The sequence below is a fragment of the Stenotrophomonas sp. ZAC14D2_NAIMI4_7 genome, from assembly GCF_003086675.1.
Lineage (GTDB): Bacteria > Pseudomonadota > Gammaproteobacteria > Xanthomonadales > Xanthomonadaceae > Stenotrophomonas.
In genome coordinates, this window is the sequence record NZ_CP025995.1 from 522,726 (window position 1) to 539,122 (window position 16,397).

The 16,397-nt window shown below is 65.7% G+C and carries 15 protein-coding genes; 11 read left to right on the top strand and 4 right to left on the bottom strand.

The genetic code is table 11. The features are described 5' to 3' along the window. Positions 1–17: 17 nt before the first annotated feature. Positions 18–3,410, top strand: coding sequence for an XVIPCD domain-containing protein (locus tag C1922_RS02345; protein ID WP_325051578.1), 3,393 nt, complete (start codon positions 18–20; stop codon positions 3,408–3,410). A 47-nt stretch (positions 3,411–3,457) separates the two neighbouring features. On the opposite strand, the gene C1922_RS02350 is transcribed toward C1922_RS02345, so the two are convergent. From C1922_RS02350 to C1922_RS02360, 3 genes are all read right to left on the bottom strand, one after another. Continuing rightward, complete coding sequence (locus tag C1922_RS02350) at positions 3,458–3,865, bottom strand: TonB family protein (protein ID WP_108748315.1); 408 nt, start codon at positions 3,863–3,865, stop codon at positions 3,458–3,460. Positions 3,866–3,960: 95 nt separating this feature from the next. Next, positions 3,961–5,625 (bottom strand): hypothetical protein, encoded by a 1,665-nt coding sequence (locus C1922_RS02355; protein WP_108748316.1) that lies wholly within the window; start codon positions 5,623–5,625, stop codon positions 3,961–3,963. Positions 5,626–5,796: 171 nt separating this feature from the next. Further along, entirely contained in the window at positions 5,797–6,549 is a 753-nt protein-coding gene (locus tag C1922_RS02360; RefSeq protein ID WP_234413447.1) for a hypothetical protein, read from the bottom strand. 428 nt (positions 6,550–6,977) lie between these two features. Here C1922_RS02360 and C1922_RS02365 point away from each other — a divergent pair, with 428 nt between their 5' ends. From C1922_RS02365 to C1922_RS02390, 7 genes are all read left to right on the top strand, one after another. Beyond that, entirely contained in the window at positions 6,978–7,904 is a 927-nt protein-coding gene (locus C1922_RS02365; RefSeq protein WP_108748317.1) for an XVIPCD domain-containing protein, read from the top strand. Further along, positions 7,904–8,530, top strand: a complete 627-nt coding sequence (locus tag C1922_RS02370) for a hypothetical protein (protein ID WP_108748318.1) — start codon at positions 7,904–7,906, stop codon at positions 8,528–8,530. The genes C1922_RS02365 and C1922_RS02370 overlap by 1 nt, the downstream gene beginning before the upstream one ends. 2 nt (positions 8,531–8,532) lie before the next feature. Beyond that, positions 8,533–9,039, top strand: coding sequence for a hypothetical protein (locus C1922_RS20615; RefSeq protein ID WP_234413449.1), 507 nt, complete (start codon positions 8,533–8,535; stop codon positions 9,037–9,039). Next, complete coding sequence (locus C1922_RS20620) at positions 9,015–9,548, top strand: XVIPCD domain-containing protein (RefSeq protein ID WP_234413451.1); 534 nt, start codon at positions 9,015–9,017, stop codon at positions 9,546–9,548. Before C1922_RS20615 ends, C1922_RS20620 begins: the two co-directional genes overlap by 25 nt. A gap of 161 nt (positions 9,549–9,709) precedes the next feature. Beyond that, positions 9,710–10,852, top strand: a complete 1,143-nt coding sequence (locus tag C1922_RS02380; protein ID WP_108748319.1) for a YncE family protein — start codon at positions 9,710–9,712, stop codon at positions 10,850–10,852. A 254-nt stretch (positions 10,853–11,106) separates the two neighbouring features. Continuing rightward, a complete protein-coding gene (locus tag C1922_RS02385) occupies positions 11,107–11,745 on the top strand; it encodes a hypothetical protein (RefSeq protein WP_159091842.1) in 639 nt (212 codons plus the stop codon). Beyond that, positions 11,745–12,758: an XVIPCD domain-containing protein gene (locus C1922_RS02390; protein ID WP_234413452.1), complete on the top strand. Its 1,014-nt coding sequence runs from the start codon at positions 11,745–11,747 to the stop codon at positions 12,756–12,758. Before C1922_RS02385 ends, C1922_RS02390 begins: the two co-directional genes overlap by 1 nt. Positions 12,759–13,812: 1,054 nt before the next feature. Here C1922_RS02390 and C1922_RS02400 read toward each other — a convergent pair. Then, positions 13,813–14,220 (bottom strand): XVIPCD domain-containing protein, encoded by a 408-nt coding sequence (locus C1922_RS02400; RefSeq protein WP_108748322.1) that lies wholly within the window; start codon positions 14,218–14,220, stop codon positions 13,813–13,815. A gap of 151 nt (positions 14,221–14,371) precedes the next feature. Between C1922_RS02400 and C1922_RS02405 the strand changes: the two genes are divergently transcribed. The 3 genes from C1922_RS02405 (at position 14,372) to C1922_RS02415 (ending at position 16,356) form a co-directional block, all read left to right on the top strand. Beyond that, the gene (locus tag C1922_RS02405) at positions 14,372–14,818 is read left to right on the top strand and encodes a hypothetical protein (RefSeq protein WP_108748323.1); all 447 of its coding nucleotides are present in this window, start codon (positions 14,372–14,374) and stop codon (positions 14,816–14,818) included. 76 nt (positions 14,819–14,894) lie between these two features. Beyond that, the gene (locus C1922_RS02410) at positions 14,895–15,380 is read left to right on the top strand and encodes a hypothetical protein (RefSeq protein WP_108748324.1); all 486 of its coding nucleotides are present in this window, start codon (positions 14,895–14,897) and stop codon (positions 15,378–15,380) included. Between the two features lie 19 nt (positions 15,381–15,399). Continuing rightward, entirely contained in the window at positions 15,400–16,356 is a 957-nt protein-coding gene (locus C1922_RS02415; protein ID WP_108748325.1) for a hypothetical protein, read from the top strand. Positions 16,357–16,397: the final 41 nt, after the last annotated feature.

Consider the following 16,397-nt stretch of genomic DNA (forward strand, 5'->3'; position numbering starts at 1 on the left):
TAGGCCAAGGAGGGTTTGTGGCTGGACACACTACTCATCTGCAGGATCATCACGCGATCGAGCAGCAGACGCTAAGGCACAGCCCTCTGCTGGCAAAGTTGCAAGAGGCTGGTCGCTTCGACATCCATGCTCAAGAGAATCGTCTGTTTCTTCCTGCAAATCCTGCATATGCAGACGCTATGGGTATTACACCGCACAGCGGTGGACCGTTGGGCGAATACCAGAACGGCATGATTCGCCGTCTCAATGAGATCCAACGGTCACGAGACGGTAGGGCTGCCCTGTTGAATGATGCTGATGCCCTTGACAGAGTTTCGGCGCGCGTGGAGGCACTACGGGATACCGTGAAAGTCGGCCTCATCAATGGCGACCTGAACACAAATACCCCGGTGGGGGGAACCTCATCACTGACGAACCAGCGCGTTCGTGATTTTTTTGATGCTATCCCTGAGTACTACCAGAAGCACTCCACCCAGATTCAAGCGCTGAAAGGTTTGTCTGGGATCGATCTGGGGTGGGCAGCTGTCACGCATTCCGAAGGAGGAATCGTCACCACGCTTGATCGCATCGAGCATGACTCCAGGCCCCTGATTCGTGGGGGAAACATCGAGCTTCAGCGCAGCGGCTTGTCGCTGGCCATAGCTAACGCGCATCACGATGGTCGGGTTGTGATGACCGAGCCGAGTATTCTCATGGTGGAGCGTGTGCTGGGTGAAGATGCTGGATACCGCATCCGAACACCGCGATCTCAGCAAGGCGGCTTCGTAACCCTCGACCTCCTGATAGGCGAAGCCTCCGCCAGCCAGCTCGTCCGCTCCGGCGGTCTCCTCGCCTCCGGCGTGGACGCGATCCTGACCACCCAACGCATTTCCGAGCACCTGCAGCAGGGCAATGGCACCGCCGCCCAGTCCGAGTTCAACCACACACTCGCACGCAGTGGCGGGGGCTGGTTGGGCGGCATGGCCACGGCATCGCTCATCGGCACATCCAGCTTCGTGCCGGCGGCGGTGGTGGCGGCCGACGCGCTGTTCATGAGCAAGGCCTTCGACAAGGGCGCCGATCTGCTCGACAACCGTGCGGTGTATCAGCAGGAAGACGCGGCGGGTGTGCCTTGGAAGTTCGACGGGCTGAACTGGCAGCGCCACGCGAGGCTGGAGAATGCCGCCGAACGTTCGCCCAACGCTGTCGAGTTCAGCGTGGGTGCCAGCTATGAAAAGGCGCGTGAGCTGGGTGCCAAGGCCAGCGTGCGTGCGGTCGAGTTGGCACTGGGCAAGGCGCCCGAGCCGCAGAACCCTTTCAACCTTCCCGCTGGCCCGCAGGATGTGAACGGTCTGGATAACCAGAACTGGCAGCGCGATCCGCAGACCGAGCAATGGATCCGACAGGTCAAGACAGACGTGGTGGGGGCCAACGATCGCGGCGTGTACGAAACCCAGATAGCCACCCCGGAACGTGCGGCCGAGTTGAACCGGCAGGCCGTGCAGCGCATCGAAGACAACATCGCGCATGGCAAGGCGGCCATCGCAGCCAGCTACCTGGAAGCGCGCGCGGCAAGCCGCGCCAGTGATTTCGTGCCCTTGGTGCCGGACGCCGTGGACGCGGCACGCGCCAAGCCCGATGCGATTCTTGGGTCGGACAACACCCTGTATCACCGCGATGCGGCTGGGCAATGGTCGCACCAGGGCGTAGTGGCCCAGGGCAACATGGCGTTGGAGCTGGAGCTGACCCGAACCATCCAGCAGCCATCGCTGGATGCGCTCGAGCGCAACCTTGCCGAACTGGAGGCCAGGCCGGCACCCACGAATGCGGAGATGAACCGCAACGAGGTCCGGCATAGATACGCCTCGGCCGGCATCACGCCTTCGCCGCAGTGGATGGACGCCATCGAGCTGGCAATGGAGCGTACACGCAGCCAACACGGCATCAATGGGCCCACACTGCAGCAATTGGCGCCCCCGGTGGACGGCGTTGCGGGTGAATCGCGCGCCATCACCCATTACCAGGTGGGCGAAGACGGTGTGGCCCGGCCGGTTGCCACGACAACCACCGAAGAGCTGCAGGCGGCGTGGCGTGAAGTGCGCGAGCGCGCTGGCGAGCAGGCGCCGATACCCGAGCCGCCCGAGCTGCGTATTGCCGCACTGTCGCCGCGTGAACAGGAGGCGTACCAGCAGGCGCTGCAGGAGGCGAATCGGCAGGGCGCGGCCACGGTGGATGCAGGGCAGGTGGCGTCGGCTGCTGCACAGCATACGCGGCCGGACGATCCCGCACCTGCCGACGCGCGCGACGCCGTCGCCGAAGCACAGCGCGCAGCGGAACGGCATCGCCCGCCCACGCCCGTTGAGCCGACGGCTGCAGCTGCGCCACCGGTGCTGCCAGCTGGCCCAACACGGGAGCGCGATCCCAATGCACTGCTGCCGACGGATGACCCACGAACCTCCCAGCCATCCCGGCACGTTGAGGAAGCTGCCGAGCCCACGCGGCGCACCGAAGCCGCGCAGCACCCGGCGCCGCAGGTAGAGGCCGAACGTCCCGCTACCACGCATTCCGCGCCTGGGCCTGCAGAGCCATCGCTGCAGCCGAGCCACGACACTACGCCGGAGTTACTGCCAACGCAGGCCGAGGCAGCGCCTGTCACTGCCCAGCTTGTGCGGGACGAGCCCTCTGAACGCGAGCCCATGGCCCACGCGAGCACTGCGGTCGCAGACCCGCCGCCCCCGCCCCCTGCGCCGGACGTACAGATGGAAGCTGCAGCGCCGCTGCAGAACCAACCGGAGGCGGCACAGGTTGTGCCAGAGGGATCTGCGGAGCAGCCCGCCGTCGATCGCGCCGTGGCGCCTGAGGGCGAGCAGAGCGCAGTCAAGCCTGCGCCAGCGCCCGAGGTGGTGCTTGAGGAGGCAGTGCCCGAAGCTGCGGCACCCGCATCTGCGCCCCAGCCCGGCGCTGTTGAGCCGCTGCGGGGCGCGCCTGAGGACACAACGAACCCCACGCGCCCGGGCCATGCCGACTACCCGCTTTACCAGCAGATCTGCGAGCGCGTGCAGGACCTGGACGCCCGATACGGCCGCAGCTTCGATGCAACCAGCGAGCGGGTGGCCGCCAGCCTGCTGGTGCTGGCCAAGGACAACGACCTGGAGCGGGTGGACCACGTGCTGGTCAGCAACGCCACCGCAGAGCATCCCGCTGGCCACCGGCTGTTCGTGGTGCAGGGTGATCCGGCCGACCCCGCCCACCGGCGCGCCGACATGCCCACCGAGCAGGCGGTGCAGACACCGGTGGAGGAATCGCTGCAGGCGTTCGATGCGGTCAGCCAGGAGGCGGCGCAGCGTGCAGCGGCCAATCTTGCGCAGCAGCAGCTGGAGGACGAGCGCGTGCAGCAGGACATACAGGTGCGTGCGGCCAGCGCGGGCTAGACCGCTTGCGCGGCGCGTGCGCTCAGCGCCCGCCCGAAAGTCGCCTGTCAGTCCTCCGCCAGGAACTGCACCTTCACCCGCAACTTCACCGGCACGGCCACGCCATCGATCACCACCGGCTCGAACCGCCACTGGTTGATCGCGCTGAACGCCGCACGATCCACATCACGCAGGCGGCTGGAGAGCTCCACCAACACATCGGTCACCACACCGGTGGCATCCACATCGGCCGCCACGACTATCGGCAACGGCGGTGCCTGGACACCCTCGCGCAGGCGCGGCAGCGGCGCATGCAGCGTGGCAGGGGCGTGTTCCAGCACGAAGCCGGCGTTGTCACCGGGTTCTATGAACACCTCAGTGGTAACAGCGGGCGTTTGGGCGCTGGCTGCAGCGGAAGGTGCGCCACAGGTGAGCGCCGCCAGTGCCAGCGCCAGCATCACAGTGAATCGAGACATCGGGAATCTCCGTTTCCAGTGCCAGCCAGCGTAACGCCTGGCGACACGTTTTCACTCAAAGAAAGGCCCCCGAGGCGAACCTCGGGGGCCGTGCATTACACCTGTTCCACCGTCTGCTGGCGTTGCGGCAGCTCCGGCGGGCGTGCGCCTTGGCTCATCACCTCACGCACCTGGTGTTCCTGCTGGTAGAACTGGCCGGCCCGATCCTGCGCATCGCGGCTGTAGTCCTCAAAGACGCCGAACAGGGCGCGCGATTCGTCCGGCAGCAGGTCCAGCGCGGTGATGTGGCGCTTGCCGTCACGCGCGAAGGCCACCGAGGTCACTTCAGCCACGCACACCGCCACCCGCAGCGGCCCGAAGCGCACGGCGCCCTCGGCCAGCGTGCCGTTGCCGGCGTAGGCATTGCCCGCCACGCGCTTGGCACGGTGGTAGGTGCCGCGGTAGCTGACCCGGTACACGGTGGACTGGAAGTCCACGCGGTTCCACAGCTTGTGCGCTGATGCCAGCGCGAACTGCGCCGAGGAAATGAAGCCCAGTGCGATCAGGCCCATCATGGCCGCGCCGCTGCTGCGCGCGTACAGGAAGGCGAACACCACGCCCACCAGGCCCAGCACCAGGCCGAACAGGCCCAGCGCCAGCAGCGGACGCTGCGTGTCCGAATTCCAGGCGGCAGCAAACGCTTCGGCCAAGCGCGGTGCGCTCTGGTCGGCGCGCACGCGCGGTTCGGTTTCCAGCAGCAGGTGACCGTCGAAGGCATCGCTGCTGACATCGTGGTCCTGCGCGTAGTACTGGCTGGGGTAGGGCATGCGCGTCTTCAGGCGCTCCAGCAGGCCGCTGGTCAGATCGGGCATCTGCAGATCCTCTCGCACCAGATGGCGCGCGGCCGAGGCGCTGTAGCCGCCGGTCTGGGCGATCAGCGAAACGGTGAACAACGCGCTGGCGATCAGCGCACTGCCCAGCACCGCGATGGTGGGCAGCACGACGGTGGCCACGGCAAAGGGCGGCGTCGGCACCTGTACCGGCGACAAGGTGATGGCCAGCGGGCCGGCAATGGACACCAGCAGCAGCGCCACCATCGCACCCCAGCGCGGTGCGGGCACGGTGTCGGGGGCCGCTTCCATGGCGCCGCGGCGGATGGCCGCCAGCGTGGCGAAGGGCTTCAGCAGCAGCACGGCCAGCGCGAAGTACAGGCCGGCCATCCAGGCAAAGGCCGCAGGCTGGGCGAACACCCACGCCAGCGCGAAGCTGACCAGCACACCGGCCAGATACACGGCGCGGCGCAGCTGGGTTTCGGCATGCCAGCGGATGGCCGACGGCGCGTTGATCAGGTGCGGCACCAGGCCATACAGCATGGACAGCAGCGGATCATCCGGGCGCTGGCGCACGGTGATGCCGTCATTGATGAGCCCCACCAGGTGGTTGCTGACCGAGCCGGTGCCCGACGGCACCGCAATCTGCCCGGCCTCGCCCGGCAGCACGGTGAAGCGGAAGTAGCGCATGGCCACGCCCACATGCACGCCGCCCAACAGCAGCAGGGTCAGGCCGGTCATGGCACGGCCGACCGAGCCCAGGCCCATGGCGCGTACCTGTTCGGCGTTACTGACGCCCAGCAGCAGCACCAGGCCCATCACCATGGCGAATGCGCCCAGGGTGAGGTGCAGGGTGTTGGGCAGACGCATCGGGTTGACGGTGGCGGCCTGGGACGGCGGCGTGCTGTATTCGGTGCTCATCGGGTTCTCGAACGGGCGCTTGAACGGCATTAGCGGCGGGTTCGGGAGATTCTTGAGATGCCGGCGAGGATAGCCAGACGTTGCTTGAGCAGTGGCGGATCGAACTGCTGCTGGACTGATCGGGTCGACCGTGCAGAGGGCGCATGCGCTGCCCTCTGCACGGCCCACGGACGGCTGCCGTTCCTCCTGAGCCGTGGTCGGTTACCGCAGCTTGTAGCGGGCCAGCAGGGCGCGCGTGGCGTCCTCGACGGCCTTCCAGTCCTTGAGCAGCACGCGCGGATAGATCGCACGCACCGACAACCCATCCTGCGGGTCGATGAAGGTATGCAGGCAGGTGGCCACCGGCACAGCCGGATCGTCCATCAGCGTGGTGCCCTGCAGGGTCAGGCCCTCGTTCCCATCCTGCGGCGGGTTGCAGGTAATGAAAGTTGCCAGCGCGCCCTGTGCGTCGCGGGCGATGTACCACTCCTGGTCGGTTTCGGGCGAGCGCACTGGCGGCGCGCCGCGCTGCGCGGCATAGGCCTGGGAAAACTGCGCCATGCGGGTTTCGTCGATGGCGTACGGGGTGAGCCCGAAGTGCGGCGTGCCGGCGGTGCGCAGGTCAAGCCGACGGCGCGGGTCGTCACGGTTGATCGAGCCGTCCTCGGTGGTCGCTTCGGTGCTGGTCTTGCGTGGCAGCAGCTCGGCGATGGGCACTGCGTCGATGTAGTCCAGCGACAGGCTGATGGCGCGGTGGTGGTCGGACATGCTGCGCGAGGCGCGCGTGCCCGGCGGTGCCGCCTGCAGGTCCGGCCACAGCAGGGTGAGGCCGACGCCGCCGCCCACCGCCGGACCCATCTGGTCGTCGTACAGGTTGGCGGGGAAGGCGTAGCGGTGTGGGCCCAGCGCGGCTTCCACGGGGGCAGTGGTGTAGGTGTAGCCGTCCACGGTGTGGGACTGTGCGGTACTGGTCATGGGGGTCTCCCGGTGCTCCGGTTCCTTGGAGGGAGCCTTGCTGCAGGCTGTGCTGCAAGGCGATGGCCAGGGCCAACCAGCGGCCCGGCGGTGGCAGGTTCATGCGGCCGTTCCTTGCGGTGTACGCAGCACAATATGGCAGCGTCTGCAGCGTGCGCCACGACGCCTGTCACGCTCCAAGCGGTTTTGAAAGGATGAGGGACGCAGCTGCTCGGTGGCGGCATCCTTGTCCACTGCCCAGGGCAAGGCCGCTGGTACTTGCTGGCGCTTGGCGCACGATGGTCTGGACGTGTTTCTCGTGCGTCAGTGTTCGCTGGTTCACACATTCAGCAAGCCAATTGCGCCGCCGCCCCAACCTCCACCTGCCGCTCCACCCACCTGTGCGATCATCCGGCCAGGACCGCAGTACCCAACAAGGCAAAGCAGGCATGGAGCAGGCAACACGCTATACCGTCACCGTATTCCTGGCCGCGCCGGGCACCCCGCTGAAGAGCGGCGGCAGCTCGCCGCGCGGGCAGATGTTCCTGCAGGTGGCCGCCGGTGACGAGGCCCACAGCTATGGCTTCGCGCCACCGCGCCTGCCGCCGGGCGAAATCGCCAGCGGCGTGCAGTACGCACAGGTGCGCCACGACGACGCCGACGAGCACGTGGACCCGTACTACAGCCGTACGCTGGAAATCACCGAAGAGCATTACGGCTGCCTGCGCGATTTTGCCGAGGAACCGGCCGAGTTCGAATTCGACGTGGACCGCCCGGCCACCATCAACCGCTGCAGCGATTTCGTCTGGGCCGCGCTGAACTACGCGCGCCTGCACCCGCTGCCCGCGCCGCTGGATGGTGGCAGCGACCTGGGCGAATTCGCCGTGCTGTTCAACCTGCCGGAAATCCAGTGCATTGCCGCACCGTTCCCGGACAGCGATCTGAACGCCGAGCATCACCACCCGATGCCCGAGCGCGAGGCCGAACTGCACCGCCAGGGAGTACGGCCCGACGATCAGCCGCCGCCCACGCCCATTGAAGTGGCCGGCACGCTGCTGGACCCCTCGCATCCCGACCATCGGTTGTTCGCACAGCTGATACAGAAAGTGGCCGAACTGGATGCCGCGCACGGGCGCACCTTCGATGACACCAGCCAGCGCATCAGCGCCAGCCTGCTGGTGCTGGCCAAGCAGAACAACCTGTCACGCGTGGACCACGTGCTGCTCAGTCGCCCCACCCAGGACAGCCCCGCCGCCGGCAGCATCTTCATCGTGCAGGGCGACCGCAACGACCCCGGGCACCGCCGCGCCAGTATTGCCACCCAAGTGGCGGCGCAGACCGACGTGGCCGATTCGCTGCGGTTGAAGGAGCAGTGATGCGCGCGGTGCATGCAGTTGTTGCGTCTGCGGCGCTTGCCTTGCTGGTGGGCTGCGGCAGTGGTTCGTCGCCGGAAGCGCCGAAGCTGCTCACCCGCGCCGAGGCCGACGCCCGCACCGTGGTGCCGTTCACCCGCGGCGTGCGGTTGGATAAGGCGGGGCGGATCGTGGATGTGACGTTTGATGCAGCGGAGCCTGAACAGTCCGCCACCCCAACGTTGATCATCGGACTCAGAAGCGAGGGTAGGGAGCCGGCGGAGGCACACGCAGTGACCGCGGCCATCGAGCGTGACGGGCTCAAGGCGCGCGTGGTACTGGAACGGCTGGATACCCCTTCGCCCGAGCCCGTTCCGTTGTGGAAAGTTTCCGACGACGGTCGCAGCCAGGTGAAGTTGGCAACGGACATTGTGGGTGAACGGCTATGGGGCGCGGATGTTGCAGTGAGCACCTTGGCCGAAGCGGGGCTTTACTCCCAGCAGCTGAGCTACAGGGAACTGCAGTGGGCCAGCGCGGGCCTTGGAGAGCGAGGCCGATATCGCCTGCGGATTGATCTGCTTGAGGATCGTCCTGATCTGGAAGGACTCCAGATTGATGTGATGGTCGGCTACGAACAACGTGGGAAGTAAACATGCAAAACGACTCTGCTGAACGAATCACCCTGACCGTTCACCTGGCCGCACCGGGTACGCCCTTGGTGGCGTTGGAGAACAACGAGCGGAAGCAGGTTGGCGCCTCCGATGTCGGGCACATGTTCCTGTCAATTGATCGCGTTGGCTCCGGCGAGCCGCAGCAGAGCTTTGGGTATACCCGAACGCCGGTTCCCGGTAATAGTGATCTCGGGAAGGTTGTCGATTACGACCTTCGTACGTATGAGAACCCTCGCTATCAACGCACGATCGAGATTACGCAGGAGCAGTACGACAAGATCGTCGAGTTCGCGAAAGATCCCGCCAAGCATGGCTTCGATGTAAAGAACTACAACCTCGGGTCCAACTCCTGCGTGGATTTCGCCTGGGGCGCCTTGAACCACGCCGGTATCCACGGCAACACCATTTTTGGTGAATTCAAGACGTACGAAGGCACCTTGAAGGTGTTGGACAACATCGGCCGGTGCAGAGCATCCGGCCGCAGGTGAAAGGCAGCGAGCTGGACCGGGAAGAATGGAAGCCGATGCCCGAGCAGACCAACGCAATACAGCGGTGGTCCACCGATGCCAATGATCCCGCCCGTGCAGATGCCTTGGCGTGGACCGGTACGCCCGCAGATCCCAGCCACGCCGACAACCCTCGCCTGAATCAGATCCACGAGCGTGTCGTTGCGATGGATGCCTTTGGCGCCGACAGCGCCAACGTCAGCGCCAGCCTTCTCGCACTGTCCAAGGAGCAGCAGTTCGCCCGCGTGGACGACGTGCTGCTCGGCGAGCGCCGCGGCGATGCAGCGCCCAACCTGTTCATCGTGCAGGGCGATCGCGCCGATCCAGCGCACCTGCGCGCCAGCCTGCCGGCGGATGTGGCGGCGCAGACCCCGGTGGCGGCTTCGTTCGAGCGCGTCGAACAGCTTGCCCAGGCGCAGCCGCAGCGCGACGCACAGCGGCAGCAGGAGGACCAGCAGCTGCAGCAGTCGCAAGGCCCGCGCATGGCCTGAGGCCGCCGCCCCGCCGCGCGCGGCCCATGCCCCGGCCCCACCTGCTACCATTGGCCTGCTAACCCAGCCAGCCCACCCTGCGCAGACAGATGCGGGGCGGGCCGTCGCAGTACGGCCCAGCGAGCCAGGACACCCTCCCGTGCCCTTTCAAGGATGCTCGCATGAACCGTTTGTCGCTTTTCCGCTCGGCCGCACTGGCCGTGGCCATCTCGCTCAGCGTGGGCGCGCCGTCGGCCTTCGCCGATAACGCCGCCGCCGCCACCCGAACCACCACCGCCGTGCAGCGCCAGGCCGTTGCCCAGGGCCTGTACGAGCTGGCCTACAGCCCCAGCCAGAAGGCCGTGTTCGTCGCCTCGTCCGGTGGCTTCGGCGAAAACGCCGGCCCGTCGCAGGTGCTGCGCCTGGACCCGACCACGCTGGCCGTGCAGACCCGCATTCCGCTGGAGCGCAAGGCCTTCGGTGTGGTGCTGGACGACGCCCACAACCGCCTGTACGTGGGCAACACCGTGGACACCTCGGTGACCGTGGTCGACACCGCGCAGAACAAGGCCATCGGCACCGTGCAGCTGATGGAAAAGAAGGTGGGCAAGGACGGCAAGGCCGGCTATACCCACGACCTGCGTGAGCTGGTGGTCGACAGCGCGGCCAACCGCCTGTACGTCACCGGTCATTCCGGCGAAGGCAGCGTGCTGTTCGTGGTGGACACCACCACGCTGAAGCTGATCGACACCATTCCTGGCCTGGGCAAGGCCAAGGCCCCGGGCCTGGCACTGGATGCAGCCAACAAGCGCGTGTACACCAGCAACCTGCTGGCCGATCTGGTGGTGGTGGGCACCGATTCGAAGAAGGTGGTAGCCGAGCACAAGATCGCCGCCGAGCAGCCGATGAACATCGCGGTGGACCCGGACGGCAAGCGCCTGTTCGTGACCGACCAGGGTTCGGAGATGATCCGCAACTACATGACCAAGAGCAGCGAGGGCTTCACCAGCAAGCACCCGGGCCAGCGCGTGCTGGTGCTTGACCGCAGCACCGGCAAGGAACTGGCCAGCATCCCCACCGATGCCGGCCCGCTGGGCATCCTGCTGGATGCACCGCGCAAGCGCCTGTACGTGACCAACCGCGATGGCGGCACGGTCACCGCCTTCGACAGCAACAGCTACCAGAAGGTCGCAACGTACGAAGTGCCCACGCACCCGAACAGCCTGGCCCTGGATGCGAAGAACAACGTGCTGTACGTCAGCATCAAGAATGGCGAAAAGGATGCCAAGGGCAGCGAAGAAAGCGTCGCCCGCATCCAGCTGTAACGCAGTAGCGCCGGGCCATGCCCGGCGAGAGCAAATGGTGTAGCGCCAGGCCATGCCTGGCGGCTTTCCGCAGGAAAGGCAGGGTGCAGACCCTGCCTTTCTCCTTTCCGGCCCACCGGAAAACCGTGGCCCCGGTCACCTTTCAGATTTGCCCTACAGGCGTGTTCACGGGCCTGTGCGAAGATTCCGCAATCGGCCTGGCCACACGCTGGCACGGACCCGATGGAATGCCGATCTGACCCATGGACGCCGTGATGCACATCGCCCCCGTGCCGCCCCTGCGCACCGTCGCACTGGCCATAGCCCTGCTCCTGCTGCTTGGCTGCGCTGCCCAGCCGCCACCGCCCCCGCCGAAGGTTCTGACCGCAGAGGAAGCCGCCGTGCGCACGGTGGTTCCGCTGACCCGCCCGGTTGCGTTGGACAAGGCGGGGCAGATCGTGGATCTGGAGTTTGAGCTGCCGCCTGAAGGGGTAGGTCTGGTCCCCCAGGTGTTCCTCGGCGTGCGTGTTTTCGGAGACGCGGAGGCCGTTTCAGAGGCGCAGACATTGCTCAATGGCGAGAGATTTCTGGCGAAAGTGCGCCTGTTCCGAAGGCATGACGGCACAGATCAAGAGCTACCGTTGACGCGCTACGACAGCGTCGATCGCCGGTTTGTTCCCTTGGATTCGGAAGGGCTGGTACCAGAAACGTTTGCAATCAGTCCTGCGCTTGCGCCTTTGGAGGCAGCCGGGCTGATCGATTCCAGCTTGCACTACAGGGCGCTGAGTCTGGCGCTTCTTCCAGAGGCACGTCCTGGCATGTACAGGCTGACGATCGAGTTGCTTGAGGATCGACCTGACTTGACGAAGATGAATGTTGAACTGTTGGTTGGCTACATGGGGAGATCAAAGTAATGGACAAGGAAGAGCGACACACCCTTACCATCTATGTTGCTGCGCCGGGAACAGAACTGGCCAACAGCACGCAGCGATCTCTCTCGGGGCATATGTACCTGGAGACGGCCTTGGGCAAAGACCGAGTGAGTCACGGGTTTCAACCGGTCACCCCGCCTGCCGGGTACGAGCAGCGGTGGTACGACATGACGGTACCCGGTGGCATCGTAGAGACTGACGTTCAGAACTATGTAGATCCCTACTATTCCAGGACCATCGAGATCAGCAAGGATCAGTTCGACCGGATCCGGGAGTTTGCAAGCAATCCGGAGAAGTACGGATTCTCGAAGAACTACGAGATGTTCACCAATAGCTGCACGGACTTCGCGTGGGCGGCAATGAAGCATGCCGGGATCCATGACGCCAAAATTCTGCGTACTGTTGATTTCGAAGGTGACATCAAGCCGATCTACAACGTCAAACCCATCCAGATGATCAAACCGCCGTACCCGGACAGCGATTTGAACAAGGAGCATTTCAACGAGATGCCCAATCAGAAGTTGCGCGAGAAAATCTTTTCTGAGAACGACGCGCCCACGCTGTCACCCGAGCGCGCGCTGGCAGCTGCAGGCGCGGATGTCAGCCATCTCAACGATCCGATGCTGGCGCAGATCAATCAAGGCGTAGCCGCGCTGGACGCACAGAACGGCCGCACGTTCGACGCCACCAGCGAGAACATCAGTGCCAGCTTGTACGCCCTGGCCAAGGCCAATGGCCTGACCCACGTCGATCATGTGCTGTTGAGCAACCGCACGGCGCAAGCCGATGCCGCGCAGAACATCTTCATCGTCCAAGGCGAACCGAGTGACCCCGCGCATCTGCGCGCGAGCATGGCAACCGCGGTAGCCGCGCAGACGCCCGCGGAAACGTCGTTCGAGCGAGCCCAGGAGCTGTCGCAAGCCGCACAGGCACGCTCGCAGGACGAGCTGCAGCAGCGCCAGGTGCAGGAACAGTCCGGGCCGCGCATGGGGTGATCCAAGCATGGTCGATTCCGTTCTACGACTCTTCTGATTGCAGTGCCGGGTATTGGCGGCTACGGTTGGATCCAGTGGCAGGGAGCCGAGAGGCCTGAATCATGCGATGGATGCACCATTGGCTTTGTGCGGTTCTAATCACCACGATGGCTTCTGCCCTTGGCGCCTGCAGTAGTCGCCTGCCGGACGCCCCCGAGCCACTGGACCTGATCCAGCCGATCGACATCACCCGGCCTGACCAGGCGGTGCGGTTCGAGTTCGAGACGAATGCCCGCAACTTCTATCCCGGTCGACCCTATGTGCTGGAACTTGAAGTGCAGCGACATGGGCCGGAGCATGGTAGAGCGCCCGACATGCGTAGTGCTCACGTTCCATTTGAAGTGTCCCTGCAGCGCTGGGTAGCCGGCGCCTGGCAGGACGTGGCTACCTCTGACATCTATCAGGCCAGGGCACACAACCTGGAAGAGCCTCTCCCTGAATGGCATGCATCGCCGGATTGGCGCTATGCAATGCACATATCGATGGACGCCCAGCGGTACAGATTGAGCATTGTCACTCTGCCGATGGAGACGAGCGCCCGGTACCGTGTGGATGTGCGCACAGTACAGCCGAGTGTAATGCTACGGGGTTACCCGGCGCAGCTTCGGATACATGCTGACCCTCTCTCTGGAAAGTAGCCAACCACGACGAGTGGTCGGAATGATGCGACCTATCTGATTCGGGTTGATCAAGTGCCTTCAGGACTTCAATGGCAGCCGATCAATGAAGTCGGCAAGGGTGGAAATTGCGATGCAAACGCGCTGGCGGAGCGCGGGGTGCTACGACCAAGGCAAGACGGTATTGGGGCGACGACGCTTGATGCGGTGAGGCAGGAATGTGCAGCTGATTGAGGTTGTTTCAACGAATCGATCGAGGTCGTCGCCCGCATGGATGCCGAGCGTGGCAAGGCAAAGGGCGAGAGAGGCCTGATTCTTCGCATCGGGTGCATGCCGCATCCCGGCATCAAAAGACCCGCAAGCCTAACGCTTACGGCGCTGTCAGCAGCACTGGGCACTCAGCCCAAACGCTGCCCCGGGTTCTGCTGCTGCTCCTGCTCGCGCGCCTGCTGTTCCGGCTGCAGCCCCACGGCCGGCTGCTGCGGGGCAATGCCCAGCTTCTGCAACGATTGCTCGGCCGGCACCTGCGCCGCTTCGGCGGTGGGCAGCATGGCGCGCAGATGGGCCGGGTTGGCCGGGTCGCCCTGCACCACGAAGATGTTGTGTCCGGCCGGGTGCTGGGCCGTGGCATTGCTCACCACCACGTGGTCGGCGCGCTCCAGGCCCTGTTCGCGGGCCTTCACGGTCAGGCTGGCGGTCAGGTTTTCACTGGTGGTGTCGAAGCTGCGGCCATGCTTTTCGTCCAGCGCGGCCACGCCCTGGCGGATCTGCTGGTGAAGGGTGTAATCGGGGTGGTCGGGGGTCATGGGGTGCTCCGTGCGGCCGCATCTGGATCTGGACGGGCAGTGTAGAACGCCTGTGGCTGCGTGGGTAACCGATTTATTGCTAGCCTGTGTGCCTGCGGCGCAGGGGCTGGCGCGCGCAGGTTTACCAGGATGCTTCGGGGAGAACGGCACGATGGACGTGCACACATTCAGGCGCTGGCTGCTGGGCATGGGGATGCTGGCACTGGCCGGTTCGGGGCATGCGCAGGCGATGCCGGCCGAGGGCGATGACCCCAGTTGCCCGGCACAGGACTTCGCGCTGTTCCTGCGCCATTTCACCGATCCGGCCGATGACCGGGTGCGCATGCGCTACACCACCGATCCGCTGGAATACGAGACGCCCGCCTACGGCGTGGCCAGCCAGGGCGGCCCGGTGGCTACCGAAGTGCACCGGGAAGCGGGGCCGGCGCGGTTGCGCCGCCTGCGGGGCGCCACGCTGCGTGCCACCCCGGCCATCACGCCGCTGGCCGACGGTGGGCAGCAGGTACGCCTGGGCGACGATGGGCAGGCCGAGCAGTACACCTTCGCGCGCCGCTATGGCTGCTGGATGCTGACCCGGGTGGCCCGCCCGCAAGGCTGAGCCGGGGCCGCGTAGGCGGGGGCGACCGGTGCTACCGTGCGCCCATCGCACCCTCACCATGACGACGGGGTACTGGATGGACACGGAACGGTCGCTTCCCGCAGTTGCGCGAGTCCTGCGCATCGGCCTGCTGCTGGCGGCCGCGCTGGTGCTGCCGGGGTGTGTGCCGATACTGAAGTTCATCCAGTGCCAGCACCTGTACCCGTACTTGAGCGACGCTGAGCGCCAGAACGAGGTGCTTCGCTGGGCCGACCAGCATGTGCTGGGGCATGCATCCAGCGAGTTCCGGCGCGGCATCGGAAGCGCGGTCGGACCGGGCAGGGACGTGCTGCGTGGCCTGCCGCCGTTGCCGCAGGATCTGCTGGGCAACGAAGTGCGCCTGGTCGCCGAGCAGGCCGACGGCATTTTCATCATCTTCATTGGCGGGCGTTCCTACCAGGGCCTGTGGATCAGCCGCACGCCGATGCCGGGTGCGGTGGAATCGGTGCCCGGCTTGTCGGACCAGTTCTTGCAAACCCGGTACGCTGGGCGCGTGGCGGTGCAGTGCTATCACCAGCGCTGACGGAGCGGACAGGAAGGCGATGGCAACGGAACTGGCGTACAGCGAGCAATTCCACGATGTGATCAATGCCGAGCGCGCCCATGAGCTGTACTGGGCGGGGGTGATCAGCGACAGGCGGGCGTTCGCCTGCCCGCAGGATGGCTGCCCGGCGCGCTATACCTGCGTCAACCTGGAAACCGATGCGCTGAACCTGCAGGTGCAACCGCATTACCGTGTGCTCCACAAGGGGCCGGCACACGCCGAAGGCTGTCCGTATGCGTCCGAGCGCGAAGCGCAGCAGGGAAGCGGCGCAGGCGAGGGCCAGACCCACGCAGTGGGCACGCCGCCGCCGGATCGGTTCCTGTTCGAGCGACCGGCCGATTACTTCACCGTGCGTGATGCGGCGCCCACCGCAGGGGGGGGCAGTGGCAGCACGCACGGCGGTGGTGGTGATGCGGCGGGCCTGCGCAGCCGTCGCACCGATTTCTATTCGGTGGCCGCGCTGGTGTCGCGCTGGTTGAAGGCTCGCCGGGACGGTACGGACGATACCCAGACGCTGACCGCGGGCGCGACCTCGGCGCTGAGCTACCGTGACATGTTCGAGAATTTTTCGCCCCGCCGGGCCCGTCTGTCCGGACAGGCACGGGTGTACTGGGGCAAGGCGAAGATCGCGCAGACGCCCGACGGTTACCGCATCCGCTTCATGACGCGCGTCGATACGCTGGGTGAGCAGGTGCTGGACCCGCCGCAGGCACCCACGGCGATGGTCTGGAACAGCGCGCTGAATGCTTCGAAGATGGGTGCGCTGCATATCAAGCGCCTGCAGCGCTTCGCCGCCAGCGGTGAGGCCTGCGTGGTGTTCATCTTCGGTACGCCCACGCTGGATACCTCGCGCAAGGACCAGCGCACTTACCTGAACTTCAAGGTGACCCGCGTCGACCACGTGGATGTGCAGGCCGATGATGTCTATGACCGCATGAAGCGCCCGCAGGGCTGACGGCCCGGCCTGCGCCGTGCACGCGGTGTCACGGCCGCGGC